General features: G+C 67.2%; 19 protein-coding genes and 1 riboswitch. Of the genes, 5 read left to right on the top strand and 14 right to left on the bottom strand.

All coding sequences use genetic code 11. The features are described 5' to 3' along the window. Positions 1–4: 4 nt before the first annotated feature. From nusB to AC1D29_RS20950, 13 genes are all read right to left on the bottom strand, one after another. The gene (gene nusB / locus AC1D29_RS20890; protein WP_477900977.1) at positions 5–505 is read right to left on the bottom strand and encodes a transcription antitermination factor NusB; all 501 of its coding nucleotides are present in this window, start codon (positions 503–505) and stop codon (positions 5–7) included. Beyond that, positions 502–975 (bottom strand): 6,7-dimethyl-8-ribityllumazine synthase, encoded by a 474-nt coding sequence (gene ribH, locus AC1D29_RS20895; protein ID WP_477900979.1) that lies wholly within the window; start codon positions 973–975, stop codon positions 502–504. The genes nusB and ribH overlap by 4 nt, the downstream gene beginning before the upstream one ends. Positions 976–990: 15 nt before the next feature. After that, positions 991–2088, bottom strand: a complete 1098-nt coding sequence (gene ribBA, locus AC1D29_RS20900) for a bifunctional 3,4-dihydroxy-2-butanone-4-phosphate synthase/GTP cyclohydrolase II (RefSeq protein ID WP_477900981.1) — start codon at positions 2086–2088, stop codon at positions 991–993. Positions 2089–2112: 24 nt separating this feature from the next. Continuing rightward, entirely contained in the window at positions 2113–3144 is a 1032-nt protein-coding gene (gene ribD / locus AC1D29_RS20905; RefSeq protein ID WP_477900983.1) for a bifunctional diaminohydroxyphosphoribosylaminopyrimidine deaminase/5-amino-6-(5-phosphoribosylamino)uracil reductase RibD, read from the bottom strand. A 20-nt stretch (positions 3145–3164) separates the two neighbouring features. Continuing rightward, complete coding sequence (locus AC1D29_RS20910) at positions 3165–4484, bottom strand: prepilin-type N-terminal cleavage/methylation domain-containing protein (protein WP_477900985.1); 1320 nt, start codon at positions 4482–4484, stop codon at positions 3165–3167. A 7-nt stretch (positions 4485–4491) separates the two neighbouring features. Next, entirely contained in the window at positions 4492–5766 is a 1275-nt protein-coding gene (locus AC1D29_RS20915; protein ID WP_477900987.1) for a pilus assembly PilX family protein, read from the bottom strand. Further along, on the bottom strand, positions 5763–6485 hold the full coding sequence (locus AC1D29_RS20920) for a PilW family protein (RefSeq protein WP_477900989.1): 723 nt from the start codon (positions 6483–6485) through the stop codon (positions 5763–5765). Before AC1D29_RS20920 ends, AC1D29_RS20915 begins: the two co-directional genes overlap by 4 nt. Then, entirely contained in the window at positions 6482–7102 is a 621-nt protein-coding gene (locus AC1D29_RS20925) for a pilus assembly FimT family protein (RefSeq protein WP_477900991.1), read from the bottom strand. The genes AC1D29_RS20920 and AC1D29_RS20925 overlap by 4 nt, the downstream gene beginning before the upstream one ends. Positions 7103–7104: 2 nt before the next feature. Further along, complete coding sequence (locus tag AC1D29_RS20930) at positions 7105–7560, bottom strand: type IV pilin protein (protein ID WP_477900993.1); 456 nt, start codon at positions 7558–7560, stop codon at positions 7105–7107. Positions 7561–7658: 98 nt separating this feature from the next. Next, complete coding sequence (locus AC1D29_RS20935) at positions 7659–8207, bottom strand: GspH/FimT family pseudopilin (protein WP_477900995.1); 549 nt, start codon at positions 8205–8207, stop codon at positions 7659–7661. Positions 8208–8353: 146 nt separating this feature from the next. Then, the gene (nrdR, locus tag AC1D29_RS20940) at positions 8354–8797 is read right to left on the bottom strand and encodes a transcriptional regulator NrdR (RefSeq protein ID WP_477900997.1); all 444 of its coding nucleotides are present in this window, start codon (positions 8795–8797) and stop codon (positions 8354–8356) included. A 9-nt stretch (positions 8798–8806) separates the two neighbouring features. After that, a complete protein-coding gene (gene glyA, locus AC1D29_RS20945) occupies positions 8807–10060 on the bottom strand; it encodes a serine hydroxymethyltransferase (RefSeq protein WP_477900999.1) in 1254 nt (417 codons plus the stop codon). Positions 10061–10119: 59 nt separating this feature from the next. After that, a riboswitch (ZMP/ZTP riboswitch) is annotated at positions 10120–10232 on the bottom strand. 8 nt (positions 10233–10240) lie between these two features. Then, the gene (locus tag AC1D29_RS20950) at positions 10241–11086 is read right to left on the bottom strand and encodes a lytic transglycosylase domain-containing protein (protein ID WP_477901001.1); all 846 of its coding nucleotides are present in this window, start codon (positions 11084–11086) and stop codon (positions 10241–10243) included. A gap of 220 nt (positions 11087–11306) precedes the next feature. Between AC1D29_RS20950 and ubiD the strand changes: the two genes are divergently transcribed. Beyond that, positions 11307–12845 carry a 4-hydroxy-3-polyprenylbenzoate decarboxylase gene (gene ubiD / locus AC1D29_RS20955; protein ID WP_477901003.1) on the top strand — a complete coding sequence of 513 codons (1539 nt, stop codon included), beginning with the start codon at positions 11307–11309 and terminating at the stop codon, positions 12843–12845. A 152-nt stretch (positions 12846–12997) separates the two neighbouring features. On the opposite strand, the gene AC1D29_RS20960 is transcribed toward ubiD, so the two are convergent. Then, entirely contained in the window at positions 12998–13789 is a 792-nt protein-coding gene (locus AC1D29_RS20960) for a YdcF family protein (protein WP_477901005.1), read from the bottom strand. Between the two features lie 39 nt (positions 13790–13828). Between AC1D29_RS20960 and AC1D29_RS20965 the strand changes: the two genes are divergently transcribed. The 4 genes from AC1D29_RS20965 to AC1D29_RS20980 are packed head-to-tail and all read left to right on the top strand — an operon-like array spanning position 13829 to position 19695. Next, complete coding sequence (locus AC1D29_RS20965) at positions 13829–17323, top strand: DUF748 domain-containing protein (RefSeq protein ID WP_477901007.1); 3495 nt, start codon at positions 13829–13831, stop codon at positions 17321–17323. 10 nt (positions 17324–17333) lie between these two features. Continuing rightward, positions 17334–17870: a peptide-methionine (S)-S-oxide reductase MsrA gene (msrA, locus tag AC1D29_RS20970; RefSeq protein ID WP_477901009.1), complete on the top strand. Its 537-nt coding sequence runs from the start codon at positions 17334–17336 to the stop codon at positions 17868–17870. Then, positions 17870–18511 (top strand): ATP-binding cassette domain-containing protein, encoded by a 642-nt coding sequence (locus tag AC1D29_RS20975; RefSeq protein ID WP_477901011.1) that lies wholly within the window; start codon positions 17870–17872, stop codon positions 18509–18511. The genes msrA and AC1D29_RS20975 overlap by 1 nt, the downstream gene beginning before the upstream one ends. Beyond that, positions 18508–19695, top strand: a complete 1188-nt coding sequence (locus AC1D29_RS20980; RefSeq protein ID WP_477901013.1) for an FtsX-like permease family protein — start codon at positions 18508–18510, stop codon at positions 19693–19695. Before AC1D29_RS20975 ends, AC1D29_RS20980 begins: the two co-directional genes overlap by 4 nt. Positions 19696–19724 lie beyond the last annotated feature (29 nt).

Genomic DNA, 19724 nt, shown 5'->3' on the forward strand with positions numbered 1-19724 from the left:
GGCGTCAGCGCTTTGCTGCGACCTCGACGGGGCGCAGGTCGCCGGCCGCACGGTCCAGCACGCCGTTGACGTACTTGTGGCCATCGGTGCCGCCGAAGGACTTGGCCAGCTCGACCGCCTCGTTGATGGCGACCCGGTAGGGGATGTCGACGAAATGCTTGAGCTCGTACGCGCCGATCATCAGGATGGCGTGCTCGATGGGCGACAGCTCGGTGGTCTTGCGGTCCACGTGGCGGGACAGGATGGCGTCCAGGTCGGCGGCCTCAGCCACGCAGCCGGCCAGCAGCGCGTCGTAATGCTTGACGTCGAGCTTGGCGTAGCCGTCCTGCTCACGGCCCAACGCGACGATGGCGCCCAGGTCTTCGCCGGTCAGCAGCCATTGATAGAGGCCTTGCACGGCGGCCTCGCGCGAACGGCGGCGGGCCGACTTGACGGTGGCGCGCTTGGCCGGCGCCTTGGAAGGCGTCTTGGCGGCAGGCTTGGGGGAGGGCGTCGTCGCGTTCACTCGATCTCTTTCAGCAGATTGGCCATCTCGACCGCGACGCGGGCGGCATCGCGGCCCTTGGGCTCGGCACGGGCCCAGGCCTGGGCTTCGTTCTCGACGGTCAGGATGGCATTCGCAATCGGAATGCCGTGGTCCAGGCCGACGCGGGTCACGGCCGCGCCGCTTTCGTTGGCGACCAGCTCGAAGTGGTAGGTCTCGCCGCGGATGATGCAGCCCAGCGCGATCAGCGCGTCAAAGTCATTGCTCTCGGCCAGCGCCTGCAGCGCCAGCGGCACCTCCAGCGCACCGGGCACGGTCACGTGGCGGATGGCTTCGGTCGGCACGCCCAGCACCGACAGCTCCGCCAGGCAGGCGCTGGCCAGCGACGACGTGATGGCGTCATTGAAGCGCGCCTGGACGATGGCGATGGTCAGCTCGCTGCCATCGAGGGCACCCTCGAAGCTGGGCAGGCCGGGTTCTGAATCTTGCATCGCGGGCCTTTCGGGTCAGCAGTTGGGTGGGGCGATAAAGCCGGTCACTTCGAGACCATAGCCGGTCATGCTGGGCATGCGGCGCGGGCTGCCGAGCAGGCGCATGCGGTGCACGCCCAGCGCCTTCAGGATCTGGGCGCCGACGCCGTAGGTGCGCAGGTCCATCGCGCCCTTGGGCGCGGGCGTGGCGGTCTCGGACTGCACGCGCGCCAGCACGCCGGCGGCGTCTTCACCGCAGTTCAACAACACCGCGACGCCGGCCTTGCTGGCCTTCAGCGCCGCCAGCGCAGCGGGCAGGCCCCAGGAGTGGCCGCAGGAGCCGGCTTCGAGCAGGTCCAGCACCGACAGCGGCTCGTGCACGCGCACCAGCACCTCGTCGTCGGACGTCCACTGGCCTTGGGTGAGGGCCAGGTGGGTGCCGCCGGTGCGGTCGGTGAAGACCTGGCAGCCAAACTCGCCTTGCGCGGTGTTCAGGCGGCGCTCGGCGACGCGCGTGATCAGGCTCTCGTTGCGGCTGCGATATTCGATGAGGTCGGCGATGGTGCCGATCTTCAGGCCATGCTCGGCGGCGAAGATCTCCAGGTCCGGCAGCCGGGCCATCGTGCCGTCGTCCTTCATGATCTCGCAGATGACCGACGTGGCCGACAGGCCGGCCATGCGGGCGAGATCGCAGCCGGCCTCGGTATGGCCGGCGCGCATCAGCACGCCGCCGTCCTGGGCCTGCAGCGGGAAGATGTGGCCCGGCTGGACCAGGTCGCTCGCGGCAGCGTTGGGCGCGACGGCGGCCTGCACGGTGCGGGCGCGGTCGGCCGCCGAGATGCCGGTCGTGACGCCGGTGGCAGCTTCGATGGAGACGGTGAAGGCGGTGCCGTGCTGCGTGCCGTTGCGGCGCGTCATCGGCGGTAGTTGCAGGCGCTCGCAGTGCTCGCGGGGCAGCGTCAGGCAGATCAGGCCGCGGCCGTAGCGGGCCATGAAGTTGATCGCCTCGGGCGTGACCAGGTCGGCGGCCAGGACGAGATCGCCCTCGTTTTCGCGGTCTTCCTCGTCAACGAGGATGACCATGCGGCCAGCGGCCAGCTCGGCAACCAGCTCAGGGATGGGGGAGATGGGCATAGCCGGCGATTGTAGGTGGCGACCCTAGGTCGGACGCAGCCTCAAGCGCAGATCCTGGCCGATGGGTGTGGCTTCGATCAGCCGCCAGCGTTGTGCGTCGCCGAGCGCCGCCAGCGGTGTGAGGGCTGCCAGTGGCCGACCGTCGCCGATGAGCATGGGCGCCTGGTAGACGAGCAGTTCGTCGACCAGGCCGGCGTCCAGGAAGGCGCCCGACAGCGTCGGTCCGGCCTCGACATGGAGTTCGTTGATGCCTTGCCGGCCAAGCTCGGCCAGTAGCACCGGCAGATCGGCGCGACCAGGGCCGATGGCGCGAACATCTCCGGGCGGCTGCAGGATGCGGGCAGCCGCGGGCATGCGACCTTGCGGGTCGAGCACCAAGCGCAGCGGCTGCCGCGCCGTTGGAACCAGGCGCACGTCCAGCCTGGGGTCATCGGCCAGCACGGTGCCTATGCCGGTCAGCAGGGCGCCAGCCCGCTTGCGCCAGGCATGGCCATCGGCACGCGCGGCCTCGCCGGTGATCCACTGGCTGCGCCCGTCTGGGAGGGCCGTCCGGCCATCCAGCGAGATGGCGGACTTCAGCCGCACGAAGGGCCGGCTGCGCTGCATGCGCGAGAAGAAGCCGATGTTGAGCTCGCGCGCGGTGTCGGCAATGGCCGCGTCGGCCAACTCCACCTGAATGCCGGCCGCCTGCAGCCGCGCCAGGCCCTGCCCTGCGACTTGAGGATTGGGGTCCTCGATGGCCACGACAACGCGCGCGATGCCGGCGGCGATCAGCGCATCGCAGCAAGGTGGCGTGCGGCCGTGATGAGAGCAGGGCTCCAGCGTGACGACAGCCGTCGCGCCACGCACATCCTCGCCACGTGTGGCTGCGTCGCGCAACGCCATGACTTCGGCATGGGCCTGGCCGGCGGCTTGCGTGTGGCCCGCACCCAGTTGCCGACCGTCGCCCGAAAGGATCACGCAGCCGACGCGTGGGTTTGGGTCGCTCAGGCCGATGGCTTGCTCGGCCAGGCCGAGTGCGTGAGCCAGAGCCTGGCGGATTTCTTCAGAGAGCATCCGGCCAGTCTAGCCAGGGCTCAGGGCTGCAGTTGGATGGTGGAGTAGTCGACGAAGATGCCGCTCGTCGGGTTGACTGCGGGGGCAGTGGGGCATGTCCGGGTGCCTCGCACGACCAGGAAGTTCTGGCGTGCCAGTGAACCGGCCACCTTCACATAAAGCTCAGGGTGTTCGTAGTTGTCCAGGGACGTGGTGTTTGTGACGTTGGGACTGCCGTTGCCGTTGTAGTCCGCGCTGTAGCGGCAGACACGGTAGTCGACGGCCGTGGTACCGATGCTGAACCCGCTGAGCGTCACCTTGCCTGACCAGACGCCATCGGTCGGATAGACGATGCAGTTGTAGTTGACGAAAGGCTGCGTGCTTGGGGTAATGCTTGGTGAATCGTTGAAGCACTGGTACGAGGGCGGCGTCACAGTGACGGTGGTCATGATCACATTGCCGCTACCATCTTTCACGGGCCGCCCGTCCGGGCCCAGCAAGGGCGTCATGTAGGTACCGCCCACGATAGCGAGGTCTAAGGGTATCGCGCTGGCCTCCGGTATGGCCGGATTGGCCGGATCAGTGTTCGAAAACCGGACGGTGCCGTTCAGCAGATAGCCAATCGTGCTGTTGTCGCAGGACTCCACGTCCGCAGCCGTCAGGGTGGACACAGGCGTGCCAGCCTCGATTGAGCACTTGCTGACAATCGCGCCCGTGACGTTGTTGAATACCCAGACGACGCTGCCCAGGGCACTTGGCCGGAAAGCGCTTTGCTTGTTGCCCAGATCCTTGGCGGTCACGGGGATCACCGGGTGGCGCCCCGCCGGTTGGCGAATGCCGCCTGGGGGCGGCTGAACCTCCAGAGAGCCGGAGAAGCCAGGATCGACACGGGCAATCACCGTGTCGAGAGTGACCGACTGGGGCGCACTCGGCTGACCCGTCGACCCCGATTCACCGGCTCGGTCGGTCCAGGTCACCATGACCCGGACCGCTTTGGCGACCACATCGTCGCCCATCTTGATGGGGCTGACGAAGCGCGAGACGGTGAAACTCGCGTTCGAGTCAGCGGGCGTGACGGTGCGCGTGTTCGTCACAATGGTGCCATCGAAGGTCACCTTCTTTGGATCGGTACTGGTCGGAAGCTCCGAGTAGGAACGCAGCGTTTCCAGATCGGTCTGCGCCAGGCGTACCGCCTCGCCGCGTTGCTTGGCCAGGTCCGCACCGCGACGCAGATTGCCCATCAAACCCACCAAGGCCATCATGCCGAAGCTCATCACCAGCAGCGCCACAAGTGCTTCGATGAGCGTGACGCCGCGCTGGCGCTGAGCGCGATCGGGCGGCAGAGGCTTGAAATTCAACATGGCATCCTCAATCCGCGTCGCTCCAGCCACCGGACACGCGCACATAGCTACCAAGCCGGTTGCGCAGCTGGTTCGTCACGTCCTGCCGGTAGTAGATGTCCATCGTGCCGGTCGTCTGCATAGCCCCTTCGACCAGCAGCGCACCGGTGATGAGCGACGGCATGGCCGCCGTGTTCGTCCACGTCAGCGTGCCCTGTGACACCAGCAGCCCAGTGAACTGGAACGGCCCGGTGAGCGTCACATTGCCAGTCGCAACGACGATGAGCGGGTCAGCTTCGGAACCGATCGTTAGATTGCTGGCCAAGCGCATCGGCCCCTTCACCCAGAGCATGCGTCGACCGGCCGTGTAGGCCGCCAGCAGTTCGGCCGCGCAGTCGTTGCTGCAGGTGACGACGTGCAGCGCCGGATGGTTGACATAGCGACTGGCACTCATCCCCATGAATGTCCGAAACACGTCAGCACCGCTGAGGCTGTTGTCGCTCTCTATGCGCGCCAAGGCAGGCGGGGTTCCAGGCACGCTTTCCAGGCGAGTGTCGTTCAGGCCGGTGGCAACACCGCCGAGCGTGTAGAGGAGGCCGGCCGTCTGTGGGTCGGTGTTGTGCAAGCCCAGGCCGCCCCCCGAAACCATCAGGCCGCTCTTTGCAACCAGCGGCGCAGCCGGGGGAGTGCGGACGGCACTGGCCAGTGCAAGCAATGCCCTGGGCCGGCTCACTCCGAGCTGATTGCGGCTGTTGTCGACTTTGCTCTTGCAGTTGTCAACAACGCTGTCCGTGCAGCCAACCGTATCCAACCGGATCGTGCCGGCGCGATACCCCGTCAGAGTCGCGAAGGACACACCAAAGCTGGGCACCAGCCCATCACCACTCGACTCTACGGGCGGCTTGCGAGTGCCTGCCGCCGGACAGCGACAGATCCAGCCTTCGCTGGTGCGGGTGCAATCCACTTGGTAGCCAACCACGCTGCTCACGGGCTCAGTGCCGCGGTCAATAGCGTTGACCTTGAGATAGCGATCAAGGAATCGCTGGCCATCGGGCGCATCCGCCGGCTTGCAGTCGCCGTCGACAGCAGGGCCATTCAGCATGGCCACGGTCCACTCGACGCTGGCCTCAGCCACTTCCTGCGCCAGAGTGCCTCGCGCATAGCTGCTGGCAATGCGCTGCTCGAACATCAAGCTGCGGTTGGCGTAGGCTGCCAGCAGGGCCATGACGATGAACAACACCATCACGACAACCAGCGTTGCGGCACCTTGCTGCTTCTGCCACTGGCGGGCTCGGCTGCTCATGACGGACAAGCCCCGGTGACATTGTCCGCCCGCAGCCTTTCGGACACTGAAATCGTCCGCACGACGTTCTTCTTGTCATGCGTGGCGCGCCCTTGCAGCGTGATTTCCACCCGCCGCACCTCCTGCTGAGGGCCTGCCGCGCACCCAGTCCCTGTGCAAACCTTGTCGCAGAAATCCGCGAGATCCACCAACTGCGTGACCGGGTGAATCTTGAAGCTCAGTATTTCAATCGTGTCGGGATCGGTAATGGGTTGCCAATTGGGCTTATCATCAACCATGCCTACTTGTAGATATAACGTTTGCCTTGCAAACTGAACGCCGAAATATTCATTGCTCAACGGCGCATCTTTGTTGCTGCTATTCAAAGTCCGAGCATAGCTGTAGGTGATGCTGTGCTCATCGTCGCCAATAACAATCGGGCTGTACGTATTCACATTTGGCGCCAAGGCCTGAACTTCCTGGGCTGTGCCGACGCCGCTCGCTGGCGCCCACACGCCGAGGCCTGTCATGCCGCGAAAACCGGCGCGCCGTATATCTTGCTGGATCAAATCAGCAGCCGTACGCAAATCCTGCTGGATTTGCGTTTCAAGCATCAGTCGACGGTGTTCATTGATCTGATTCACCGCCACCATGGACGCGCCTGCCGTGACGATGAGGCCGACGGTGATGCCCACCATCAGCTCGACAAGGCCGAGACCGCGCTGTGAACGTCGATTCATGATGAAGGCTCGATTGGATTGGTGCATTTTCCGTATCCACTGATCGAATCGTTCGGCGAGCAAATCCTAACGCGACCCAGACTATTAATTTCCAGACGAAGCAACGCTCCAGATCTACTGCCTTTCACGGTAACCTGAATGTCGCTACCGTCGGTCACAACCTGGCTGCGTGAAAACTGCAGGGTATTCTTCTTGCTGCTGGTGCCCCACGATTTCGCACCGGCCTCGAAGGATACACCCCGCTCGTTTGGCAATTGATACAAGCGCAAGAGTACTGACAACGCGTTTGAGCAGACCGGCGTTTCGTAGCACTTGCACTTGTCGTTGCCGGATTGCGTTACCACCGCCACGCAACTCGTTTTGTCACTATTTTCGTTACCCGGATCCCTGTCAAAATGGAGCGTCACCCTGTCGGCCGTGACATTAGGCTGCGAACGGGCGAAATGGATGACGTCTGCCACTTCATTTGCTGCCGCAATTACTCGCCTGCGCTCCAGGAGATCACTGAGCGAGGGCGTAGCCACCGCAAGCACAACGCCGACAATGGCGACTGCCACCAAGATTTCGATCAGCGTTAGACCGTGGCGGCGTGAACGAATCAGGAAATCAGATTCCATAATCAGCGCGACCAGCAGACGGTCGACTTGTCCTTGGTCGCCGATTTGTCTCCGGCAAGATAGCTCAGCGTTGCCCCGTCAAGCTTAACGGCAATCGTCCAGCATTCCGCGTCATTGGCCTGCGCACCGGTATCCTTAACGGTTGCAGTGACTTGGTATCCGGAAGCACCAGCCCCCGACACGTCGAGCGTGTAATATTTTTCGAGCGGGGCAAGCTTGGAAGGTTCCAGGCCCAAATCACTAAGGTCGGATGCATAGGTGCTGCGGTTGGACCGATAGCGCTCCTGGGCCTGCACCACAACGGTGAGCAGTGCAGCAGCGTCGGCACGTCTGCTGCGCTGGATGAACGACGTGTAGGAAGGATACGCAACCGCTGCCAGGATGCCGACGATGGCCACCGCGACCATCAGCTCGATCAAGGTGAAACCGCGATGCCGCGGGCGCAGGGACGGACGCATGGCCCGATTTTCGGCAACCTGCCGCAAACGAGTCCCGCGGTAGTTGCCGTCCGTCCGGACTGGAGCGCCGCTGGTCGGCATCCACCACGAACGGGGGACTAGGCGCATTTGGTCATGCCAGCGATCTTTGTGCCGGTGTAGCAGTGCCGCACCCGTCCGGTGATGGCAATGACTTGGCGAATGCCTGTGCCATTGCTCAGGCTCATCTCAATGCTGCCCGTTTGCGTAACCAAGCCTTGGCGATGCTGGAACTCCAGCGTTTCGGCGTTGCTGCGCAGGCTCACGGGCTGGTTGCTTGGCAGCCACGCGGTCTTGATGACCGCGCTACCGGTCGTTTTGCAGATGGCTTGTCCGCCCGCGCAGTCGCAGTCGTTGCGGACGCCGGTGTAAAGCACATAACAGGCGTTGGCGCCCTTGCCGCTGACACGGAAGTAGACCGAATCGTTCAGTCGGGCCGCCTCGCTACGGGCAAAACGCAGGTCGGCAGCCAAGGTCTCCGCGCTCGCCCGGAGGTTTTGCTCTTGCTGCATCTTGGTCATGGCCGGCACAGCTTGGCCCAGCAGCGCGGCACAGATGCCGATGCCGGCGCACAGTTCCACGAGGGTGAAGCCACGGCTGTTGCGGCGGGTGCTGGTGGTGCGGTTCATGGCGTTTCCCTCGGTTCGTTGTTGATGAAACGAACTTTAGGAAGCGGGCCGCGCGGCGTCCTTCCCTCCAAAGGCGGAATGAAGAGGGGGAGGGTGGGGGTGTATCCCCCACGCCTCCCCCTGACGGGTGATAGTGAAAACCCGGGTCAGATCTCGCGGATCAGCTGACGGAACTCGTCGACGTCCTCGAAGCTGCGGTAGACCGACGCGAAGCGTACGTAGGCGACCTTGTCGATGCGCTTCAGTTCACGCATGACGAATTCGCCCAGCCGGGTGGACGCGATCTCACGCGCACCACTGGCAAGCAGCTTTTCCTCGATGCGGTTGATGGCTGCGTCGATCTGGTCGACGCTGACCGGCCGCTTGCGCAGCGCCAGCTGCATGGATGCCCGCATCTTGCCGGCGTCGAAGTCGGCGCGGCGGCCGTCCTTCTTGACGACCGAGGGCAGGGCGATGTCGGCCCGTTCATAGGTCGTGAAGCGCTTGTCGCAGGACAGGCAGCGGCGCCGGCGCCGGACGACGTCGCCCTCGTCCGACTCCCGGGTTTCGGCGACCTGGGTTTCGGTGTGAGAGCAGAACGGACAGCGCATGGGGATCGATTAACCGCGGTAGACCGGGAAGGCGGCCGTCAGCTTGGCAACCTTCTCGCGCACGGCGGCCAGGTTGGCCTCGTCGTGCGGCTTGTCCAGCACGTCGGCGATCAGGTGGGCCGTGGCACGCACCTGCTCCTCCTTGAAGCCGCGCGTCGTCATGGCCGGCGTACCCAGGCGGATGCCGCTGGTGACCATGGGCTTTTGCGGGTCGTTGGGGATGCCGTTCTTGTTGCAGGTCATGTGGGCGGCGCCCAGGATGGCCTCGGCTTCCTTGCCGGTCAGGTTCTTGGGGCGCAGGTCCACCAGCATGACGTGGCTTTCCGTGCCGCCGGAGACGATGCGCAGGCCGCGCTCGATCAGCGTCTCGGCCAGCACCTTGGCATTCTTGACGACCTGTTCCTGGTAAGCCTTGAACTCGGGCGTCAGCGCTTCCTTGAAGGCAACGGCCTTGCCGGCGATGACGTGCATCAGCGGGCCGCCCTGGATGCCGGGGAAGATGGCCGAGTTGATCTTCTTGGCGATCGCCTCGTCGTTCATCAGGATGATGCCGCCGCGCGGGCCGCGCAGGCTCTTGTGCGTGGTGGACGTGACGACGTCCGCATGCGGCATCGGGTTGGGGTACACGCCCGCGGCGATCAGGCCGGCGTAGTGGGCCATGTCGACCATGAAGTAGGCGCCAATCTCCTTGGCGATCTTGCCGAAGCGCTCGAAGTCGATGCGCAGCGAGTAAGCGGACGCGCCGGCAATGATGAGCTTGGGCTTCTTCTCGCGGGCCAGGGCTTCCATCGCGTCGTAATCGATGGCTTCGTTCGCGTCCAGGCCGTAGCTGATGACGTTGAACCACTTGCCGCTCATGTTCAGCGCCATGCCGTGGGTCAGGTGGCCGCCTTCGGCCAGGCTCATGCCCATGATGGTGTCGCCGGGCTGCAGCAGCGCGAAGAACACGCCCTGGTTGGCCTGCGAGCCTGAATTGGGCTGCACGTTCGCGAACTCGGCGCCGAACAGCTGCTTCACGCGGTCGATGGCCAGTTGCTCGACGACGTCGACGTATTCGCAGCCGCCGTAGTAACGCTTGCCGGGGTAGCCTTCGGCGTACTTGTTGGTCAGTTGGCTGCCCTGGGCCTGCATGACGGCCGGCGAGGTGTAGTTCTCGCTGGCGATCAGCTCGATGTGGTCTTCCTGGCGGCGGTTCTCGTTCTGGACGGCGGTCCAGAGATCGGGGTCAACCAGGGCGAGGGTGGAGGTTTTGCGGTCAAACATGGCAGTGTTTCCGAAGGTCAGGCGGTGAATCCCAGGCGCTCAACGAGCGTGCGTGAGGCCAAGGCTGCCCAGGCGAACGGCTGATAGCGGTTGCGACAACCGCCTCACGCTCCCCGGTGGTGGCCCACCTCAGGTCAGCTTGTGACCCTGATCGCCAGTCGCGTGAGCGGCCAGTGTAGTTCAGCGAAGCAGGGCGACCTGGGCGGATTCGCCGGTCGGCGCAGACGCGGCTTCGCGCAGCGGACGCACCGTCGTGTTTGCCGGCACCGTTCGGCCGGTGGCGACGGACTTCAGCAGGTCGTGTTCGGCCAGCACGCGGGCGGCGTAACCCGTGTCGTCGGCCAGATTGGCGGCGCCGACGTAGTAGCGCAGGCCTTCCTCGAGGCCGCCGGCGCGTTGGATGCATTCCTTGAGCACCTGCACGCCGACTCGCAGGTTGGTCACCGGGTCGAAAGCCGCCAGCGTGCCGCCGAAGGCCTCGTACTTGTCGTCGTGGACGCGGGTCATGACCTGCATCAGGCCCTGGGCGCCGACGGAACTTTGCGCGAACGGGTTGAAGCGTGACTCGATGGCCATGATGGCCAGGATGAGCGTCGGCTCGACCTTGGCGCGGTTGCCCACGGCCCATGCCTCCTGCACGAGGCGGCTGATGGGCTCGGGTGCGACGCTGTAGCGGCGCGCCAGCCAGTGGGCGACGGCGGCCTGCTGGCGGCTCAGTTCGCGCGGGTCGGTGGCGGTGGCGCGGGCGATGGCGTCCGGCTCGGCGGCGGCCAGCAGCGTGTTGCCGTCCGCCTCGGCGCGGGCCTCGTGGCGGGCGTTCAGCCAGCCCAGCGTGGCGGACTCCACTTTCTCCCGCAGACCTGCTTGGCTCGTGAACACCAGCAGCACCGACACGACGGCCAGCCCGACCAGGGCCAGCGTGTTGTGGCTGACGACGAGCAGGCCGTTGCCGATGTCCTTGACGAACAGCGACGCCGAATCCCGCACGAGGGCAGCGAAGGTGATGAGGTCTTGACGTGTCGTCATTCGACTCCTTGTGTCGCAGCCCACCTCAGGCTGCCGGCGTGTACGGCGGTCTGGGTGGGGCGACGGTGATAATTTCCCGGCCATCGTTCAGGGCCTGTGGCACTCATGTGCCCGGTGGACCCGGCCGGGTTGGGCTTCAGTACAAACCCGAAGCGGCAGATTTTACGGGTCGAAGATAACCCGTCAAGGCTGTTTTGCCTTGTCAAAACTACTTTTAGTTATGAAATACAGCGACCTGCGGGACTTCATGGCCGGCCTTGAGGGCCTTGGTGAGCTCAAGCGCGTGCGTGAAAAAGTCTCACCCGTGCTGGAGATGACGGCCCTCAGCGACCGCGTGCTAAGGGCGGGCGGGCCGGCGCTTTTGTTCGAGGCGCCGACCGGTCACGCCACCCCTGCCTTGACCAATCTTTTCGGGACAACGCGCCGCGTCGCACTCGGCATGGGCGCTGAGTCTCTGGCCGATTTGAGGGACGTGGGCCGGGTGCTGGCCAGCCTCAAGGAACCCGACCCGCCCAAGGGTTTGAAGGACGCGGGCAAGCTGCTGCAGATGGTCAAGGCGCTGTGGGACATGAAGCCCGCCGTGCAGCGGCGCGCGCCCTGCCAGGAAGAGGTCTTCGAAGGCAGCGACATCGACCTCGGCCGCCTGCCCATCCAGAAATGCTGGCCGGACGACGCAGCCCCCCTGATCACGTGGGGTCTGGTCATTACGCGGGGGCCCAACCGGAACCGGCAGAACCTCGGCATCTACCGCCAGCAGCTGATTGGGCCCCGTCAAGTCATCATGCGCTGGCTGGCGCACCGCGGCGGTGCGCTGGATTTCCGCGACCACGCGCTGGCCCACCCGGGTGAGCCTTTTCCCATCGCCGTCGCGCTGGGTGCCGACCCGGCCACCATCCTGGGCGCTGTCACGCCCGTGCCGGACAGCCTGTCCGAGTACCAGTTCGCCGGCCTGCTGCGCGGCTCGCGCACCGAGCTGGTCAACACCGGCGTCGGCACCGGTCAACCGCTGCAGGCGCCGGCTTCGGCCGAAATCGTGCTGGAAGGTCACATCTCGCCCGCTGCGCCTGGCTTCACCGGCGTCAGCGAGCGCGGCGTGCCGTTGAAAGAGAAGGGCGGCTATCTGCACGCACTGGAGGGCCCGTTCGGCGACCACACCGGCTATTACAACGAGCAGGACTGGTTTCCGGTCTTCGAGATCACGCGCCAGACCCAGCGCAAGAACCCGATCTACCACTCCACCTACACCGGCAAGCCGCCCGACGAGCCCGCCATCCTGGGCGTCGCGCTCAACGAGGTGTTCGTGCCCATCCTGCAGAAGCAGTTCCCGGAGATCGTCGACTTCTACCTGCCGCCCGAGGGCTGCAGCTACCGGATGGCTGTGGTCTCCATCAAGAAGTCCTACCCCGGCCACGCCAAGCGACTGATGTTCGGCATCTGGAGCTTCCTGCGCCAGTTCATGTACACGAAGTTCATCGTGGTGGTGGATGACGACATCGATACGCGCACCTGGCAGGAAGTGATTTGGGCCATCACGACGCGCATGGATCCGGTGCGCGACACGACGCTGGTCGACAACACGCCCATCGACTACCTCGACTTCGCGTCGCCCGTCAGCGGCCTGGGCGGCAAGATGGGGCTGGACGCGACCAACAAATGGCCCGGCGAGACCGACCGCGAATGGGGCCGCGGCATCACCTTGCCGCCCGAGGTCACGGCGCGTGCCGAAGCGCTATTCGGGCAACTCTTCTTGAAGGCCTGACAGCGCTCGCCTACTGTTGGAGTGCCTTTTCAGGCGCAACCTCTGGCGCAATCCCTTGCGCGCCAGGAGCCCTTCGGCAAATCGCCGTGGAGCCCCAAGGTGGCATAGCCACCCACCCCGCCCGGCCTCCAAGCCCGGCGGGGTTTCTATTTCTAGCGTCCGGCCCACCAGGCCAGCGTCTCATAGACCAAATAGCGCACGCGCGCAAATCCCGCCGGGGATGGGCACCAGTCGCTGAAGCCGCTCAGCGCGTCGTCCTGCAAACCCACCGGTGCCGGCAACACGCGCAGGCCCAGCGGTGCCGCCTCCGCCTCGAAGGCGCGCAGCGCGCGGCGCATGTGTGCCTCGTGGGTGACCAGCACGACCTGCTTCACGCCGGCCTTGGCCAGCAACGGCAGCGTATGGGTGGCGTTCTCGCGCGTGTCGCGCGAGCTGCCCTCGGCCCAGCGAAGGGGCAGACCGTAGTCCTGAGCCGCCACGCGGGCGATGATGGCGGCCTCGGGCTCCTGCAATTCGGTCGCCGTCCAGCCAATGCCGCCTGAGAACGCCAGCGGCCAGCCACTGCGCCGGGCGATCCAGACGCCATAGGCCAAGCGCTCGGCCGTGATTTCTCCGGGTGCGCCAGCGCCGAACTCGGGCGCGTGGCGGCGCACGCCGCCGCCCAGCACCAGCACGGCGCCACCGGCCTGACCGCGCAAGGCGTCGACCTGGGCGGGCTGCAACAGCACGGGTTGACCGAGCGCGCGGCTCAGCAGCTCTCCGGCGGCCTCGGTGGCTGACAGCCACGCCAGCAACAGCGCCACGCCCAGCATCCAGCCACCTCCCCGCCGGCCTCGCCGCAGCCGCCAACCACCCCATGCGGCCAGCATCAACATCGGCGCCGGTGGCATCGCGGCCGCCAGCAGCAGGGTCTTGAAGCCGGAATAGTCGAGGTGCAAGCTCACGGCGGCATCATCGCCGACATCAATAATGCGTCCGCCGTGATGACCACTCCCCGCTCCCCCGTTCGCATTGCCCTCTGGACACTCACCGCGCTCGCGGCCCTGGGCACTCTGCTCCTGTTGATCGTGACGCTGGCACTGCCCGGCTGGGTCACCGGCCGCGGTGCGGCGCTGGCCAGCGAAGCGCTGGGTCGGCCCGTCCAGATCGAGCAGGCCCATTTCCAGCCCTGGCGCCTTGCCGTCGTGGCCGAGGGTTTGCGCGTCGCCGGCCCCAACGCCAGCCAGCCGCCACTGTTCACGCTCGCCAGGCTCGATGCCGCGCTGTCGCTGCGCTCGCTGCTGCGCGGCCGTTTGGTCGTCGAGTCGCTGGCGCTGGCCCAGCCCGAGCTGCGCCTGGCCCGCACGGCCGAGGGCCACTACGACATCGACGACCTGATCCAGCGTTTTGCCGCCAAACCCGGTGCGCCGGAGGCGCCGGACCCCGAGTTCGCCGTCTACAACATCGAGCTGGCCGACGGCAGCATCCTGTTCGACGACCGTCCCGTGCAGCGCAAGCATGAGCTGGCCGGGCTGCGCCTGGCGTTGCCTTTCCTGTCGACGCTGGAGACCGACGTCAAGGTCAAGGTGCAGCCGCAGCTGAGCGGCAAGCTCGACGGCGTCGCCTTCGACAGCCGCGCCGAGGCGCTGCCCTTTGCCGACGAGGCGAGCGCCCGGCTGTCCCTCAAGCTGGCCGGCCTGGATCTCGCGCCGCTGGCCGCCTACCTGCCGGCCAGCGCGCCCGTGCGCCTGAGCACCGGCAAGCTGGACGTCGACCTGGCGCTGGACTTTGCCGAGCACCCCAAGCAAGCACCAGGCATCAAGCTCAGCGGCGGCGTGCAATTGCATGACCTGGCGTTGACGCTGCCGGACGGCCAACCACTGGTCGGCTGGCAGCGGCTGAGCCTGCCGCTGGCCGACGTGCAGCCGCTGCGCCGCCAGCTGGGCTTCGGCCAGATACTGCTCGAATCGCCCACCGGCTGGTTGCGGCCACTGCCTGCCAGCCCGGCCGGGCCGGCCGGTACAGCATCAACTGCCTCACAGCCCTGGCAGGTCAGCGTCGCCGGCGTGGAGGTCAAGGATGGCCGCTTCACGGCGCGCGACCTGGCGCTGGACGCGATCCAGCTCAAGCTCGGCGCTGCTGCCTGGCCGCTGAAAGCCCCCACCCAGCTCGACGCCAGCCTGCGCCTGGACCAGGCCACGCTGAGCACCCAGGCGAGGTTGTCGCCCGAGGCGCTGGAGGCCGATGCCGAGCTGAACGGCCTCGCACTGGAACGCCTGGCCGCCTGGCTGCCGCTGCCTGCGGGCACCAAGCTTGCGGCCGGCGTGTCCACCAAGGTCGCGCTGCGCGTCAAGGACCCGCTGGCCGATGGCGCCGCCGACCGCGCCAAACTGACGTTGACCGAGCTGCGCGTGGCCGATGCGCGCCTGGGTCTGCAGGGCAAGCCGCTCTTCACGCTGGCCGGCGCGCAGCTGGACCAGGGCGAGATCGACCCGGCGGCCCACGCCATCCGCCTGGGCAAGCTGACGCTGGACGCGCCGCGCGCCCAGCTCGCCCGCGAACTCGATGGCCGGCTCAATATCGCGGCCCTGCTGCCGCCTGACAGCGCGGCTTCAGCGCCCGCCGCGCCGGCCTGGAAGCTGCAGCTGGCCAGCCTGGCCGTCGAGCGCGGCGCACTGCGCTGGCGCGACGCTGCCGTGCCCGACGGCGTGGCGCCCGTCGCCGTTGCAGTGGAGCCCCTGCGGCTGCAGCTGGGGCCGCTCGCCTGGCCGCTGACGGCGCCCATCCAGACGCAGCTGACGACGCAGCTGGCCGCGCTGGGCGCCAACGACCAGCCCGTCAGCGCCAGCGGCGGCAGCCTGCAATGGACGGGCCGCATCGGCCTGGCACCGCTGTCGGCGGTCGGCAACCTGCAAGCCAAGGCCTTGCCGCTGCAGCTCTTCAACGCCTACCTCGACCCCGCCTGGGGCCTGCATCTGCAGCGCGCCGAGCTGGGGCTGAAGACGGATGTCACGGCCACGCAGCAGGCGGGCGGGGCCTGGGCAGCCAGCGCCAGTGGCGAGGTGCGTGTGGGCCCGCTGGCGCTGATGCAGGCCCGCGTCGTGGACGGCCAGCGCGTCGTCGGCGAAGACCTGTTGAGCTGGCAGGTGCTGCAGCTGGACGGCCTCAAGCTCGCGCTGGCGCCAGGCGCGCCGGCGCGCCTGGCCGTGCAGGATGCGCTGCTGGACGACGCGTATGCCCGCCTCATCGTCAACGAACAAGGCCGCTTCAACCTGCGCGACATCGGCCCGGCCGAGGCGGCGGCCAAGGCCGATGCCGCGGCTTTGGCAGCCTCCGCGTCCGCGTCCGCCTCCGCGCCGGCGTCAGCACCGGCAGCCGAATTCGCTGTCGAGCGCATCCGCGTCAACCGCGGCCTGGTCGATTTCAACGACCGCTTCGTGCGCCCCAACTACAGCGCCCGCCTGAGCGAGCTGCAGGGCACGCTGGGCGCGTTCTCCTCGACCAGCCCTGCGATGGCGCCGCTGACCGTGCGTGGCAAGGTCGCGGGCACCGGCCTGCTGGAGATCGACGGCCAGCTCAAGCCCGGTGCGCCGCTGGCGATGGATGTGGCCGCCAACGCGACGGACATCGAACTCGCACCGCTGTCGCCCTATGCCGCCAAGTACGCCGGCTACGCGATAGAGCGAGGCAAGCTGTCCACCAAGCTGCGCTACAAGGTCGAGCCCGGCGGCCAGCTGTCCGCCAGCAACCAGATCATCCTCAACCAGCTGACTTTCGGTGAGCGCGTCGACAGCCCCAATGCGACTTCGCTGCCGGTGCGTTTTGCCGTCGCGCTGCTGAAGGACGGCAACGGCGTCATCGATGTGAACCTGCCCGTCAGCGGCTCGCTGAACGACCCCGAGTTCAGCGTCGGCGGCCTGGTCTGGAAGCTGCTGCTGAACCTGATCGGCAAGGCGCTGACCTCGCCGTTCGCGCTGTTCAGCGGCAGCGATGCGCCGGAGGAAGCGCAGGTCGCCTTCGCGCCCGGCAGCGCCGAGCTGGTCGCCGTCGACAAGCTGGACCGCATCGCCAAGCTGCTGGTCGACAAGCCCGGCGTGCAGCTGACGCTGACCGGCATGGCCGGCATCGCGGCCGAAGGCCAGGCGATCCGCGAGCAGCGGCTGGCCGCGGCGCTGAAGGGCGAGAACGCCGCCACGCCCGACGCCGCGCTGAAGCGCCTGTACCAAGTCACCCAGCTGCCCAACAAGCCCAAGAACCTGGTCGGTCTGGCCAAGGACTTGCCACCCGAGCAGATGCGCGGCCTGCTGTTGAACAGTTATGCGGTCGACGACGAAACGCTGCGCCAGCTGGCCGTGGCCCGCGCCACCGCCGTGCGCGACGCGTTGCTGGCCCGCGGCGCACCCAATGCCCGAGTCTTCCTCGCCGCTCCCAAAGTCTGCGACGGGGCTTGCGACGAGGTCTGGCGCCCCCATGTCGAGCTGTCCCTCGGCGCACATTGAAAGTCATCCCATGCCTGCTACCCACCTCGAACGCATCACCCTGGCCGGCGGCTGCTTCTGGTGCCTGGAAGCCGTCTACGAGCGCGTGCGCGGCGTGCACCACGTCGAGAACGGCTACAGCAACGGCCAGGGCCCCAAGCCGAGCTACGAGGCCGTCTGTAGCGGCAACACCGGCTATGCCGAGGTCGTGCGCATCGACTTCGACCCGGCCGAGGTGTCGTTGCGCGAACTGCTGGAGGTGTTCTTCACCATCCACGACCCGACGACGCTGAACCGCCAGGGCGCCGACGTCGGCACGCAGTACCGCTCGGCCATCTATTGGCACTCCGAGGCCCAGCGCCTGCTCGCCGCCGAGGTGCTCAAGGAGGCCAACGACCACCACGTGGGCCGGGTCGTCACCGAGCTGCTGCCCGAGGCCAACTACCACCCGGCCGAGGCCTATCACCAGCACTACTACGCCCGCAACCCCGAGCAGGGCTATTGCGCCTTCGTCGTCGCGGGCAAGGTGGACAAGTTCCTGGCCAGCTTCAAGCGCCTGGTCAAGTGATGCTGGGCTGGAGCGGCCTGCGCCACCGCTATGGCGGCGGCGCCGAGATCGCTTATGCCGATTTCGCGCTGCCCGCCGGGCGGCACCTGCTGCTGCGCGGCGCGTCAGGCTCCGGCAAGTCGACGCTGCTGGCGCTGCTGGCGGGCTTGCTGCGCGTGCAGCACGGTGAACTGGAAGTGGCGGGCGCGACGCTCAACGGCATGAGCCCGCGCGCATTGGATGCGTGGCGCGGCGCGACGCTGGGTGTCGTGCCACAGCGCCTGCACCTGAGCGAAGCGCTGAGCGTCGCGGAGAACCTCGCGCTGCCGGCGCTGGCCGCGGGGCAGGGCGCCGACCCGGCCCGCGCGGCGCAACTGCTGGCCGCGCTGGACATCGCAGAGCTGTCGGCCCGTCGACCGCATCAGCTCAGCGTCGGCCAGGCCCAGCGTGTGGCTCTGGCCCGCACGCTGATGCGCCGGCCGCGCCTGCTGCTGGCCGATGAACCCAGCGCCAACCTCGACGACGAGCACACGCTGCACATGCTGGCGCTGCTGCTGGACGCGGCGGAGCGCGAAGGCTGCACGCTGGTCATCGCCAGCCATGACGCGCGCGTCGTGGAGGCGCTCAGCGAGCGCGGTGACGTCGCGGAGGTGGTGTTGTGATCCGCCTCGCCTGGCGTTACCTGTGGTCCAGCCCGCTGACCACCGCGCTGAACCTGCTGTTGCTGACCTTGGGCCTGTCGGCCGTCACCTTCGTGCTGCGCGCCAGCGCCCAGGTCGAGGCCGGCCTGAAGCGCGACCTCGCCAGCATCGACCTCGTCGTCGGCGCCAAGGGCAGCCCGATGCAGATCATGCTGGCCGGCGTGTTCCACCTCGATGCGCCGACCGGCAACATCCCGCTCGCGACGCTGGATCTGCTGAAGCAGCAGCCGCTGGTCGCGCAGGCCGTCCCGCTGTCGCTGGGCGACTCCTTCCACGGCTATCGCATTGCCGGCACGACGCCGGACTACATCGACCTTTACGGCGGCAAGCTGGGGCAGGGCGCGTTGTGGACCAAACCCATGCAGGCGGTGCTGGGCGCCGAGGTCGCGCGCACGAGCGGGCTGAAGCCCGGCGACCATTTCGCCGGCAGCCACGGCCTCGCCGAAGGCGGTGGCGCCCATGGCGAGCACCAGTTCGAGGTCATCGGCGTGCTGGCCGAATCGGGCAGTGTGCTGGACCGCCTCGTGCTGACCGACCTGGCCTCGGTCTGGGAGGTGCACGAAGACCACGCCGCTCCCCACGCCGAGGACGATGACAAGAAGGAGATCACGCTGGCCCTGGTGCGCTACCGCAGCCCGCTTGCGGCCGTGATGCTGCCGCGCTGGGTCAACGCACAAGATGGTTTGCAGTCCGCTGCACCGGCGCTGGAGACGGCGCGACTGATGCGGCTGGTGGGCGCCGGCACCGAGGTGCTGCGCGGCTTCGGCATCGTACTGCTCGTCGCTGCCGGCCTGTCGGTCTGGGTCGCGCTGCTGCATGCGGTGCGCGCGCGCCAGGGCGACCTGGCCATGCTGCGCATGCTGGGCGCACCGGCCCGCCGCGTCGCTGCGTTGATTGCGCTGGAGGCCCTGCTGCTGGCCGGCCTGGCCACGGTGCTGGGCCTTGCCGCGGGCCACGGCCTCGTCGCGTTGCTGGAGCGGCTGCTGGCCGAGCGCCAGTCGCTGCGCCTGGGCACGCTGGGGCTGAGCGACGCCGAGTGGCTGGTGCCACTGCTGGCCGGCGGCCTGGCGCTGCTGTCGGCCGCTTGGCCGGCTTGGCGCGCCTACCGGCTGGACGTCACGACCCTGCTGCAGGCGCCGCGGTGACGCCCAGGCAGCAGCCCACACCGAACCTC

This window comes from Roseateles sp. P1_C6, from assembly GCF_056406315.1.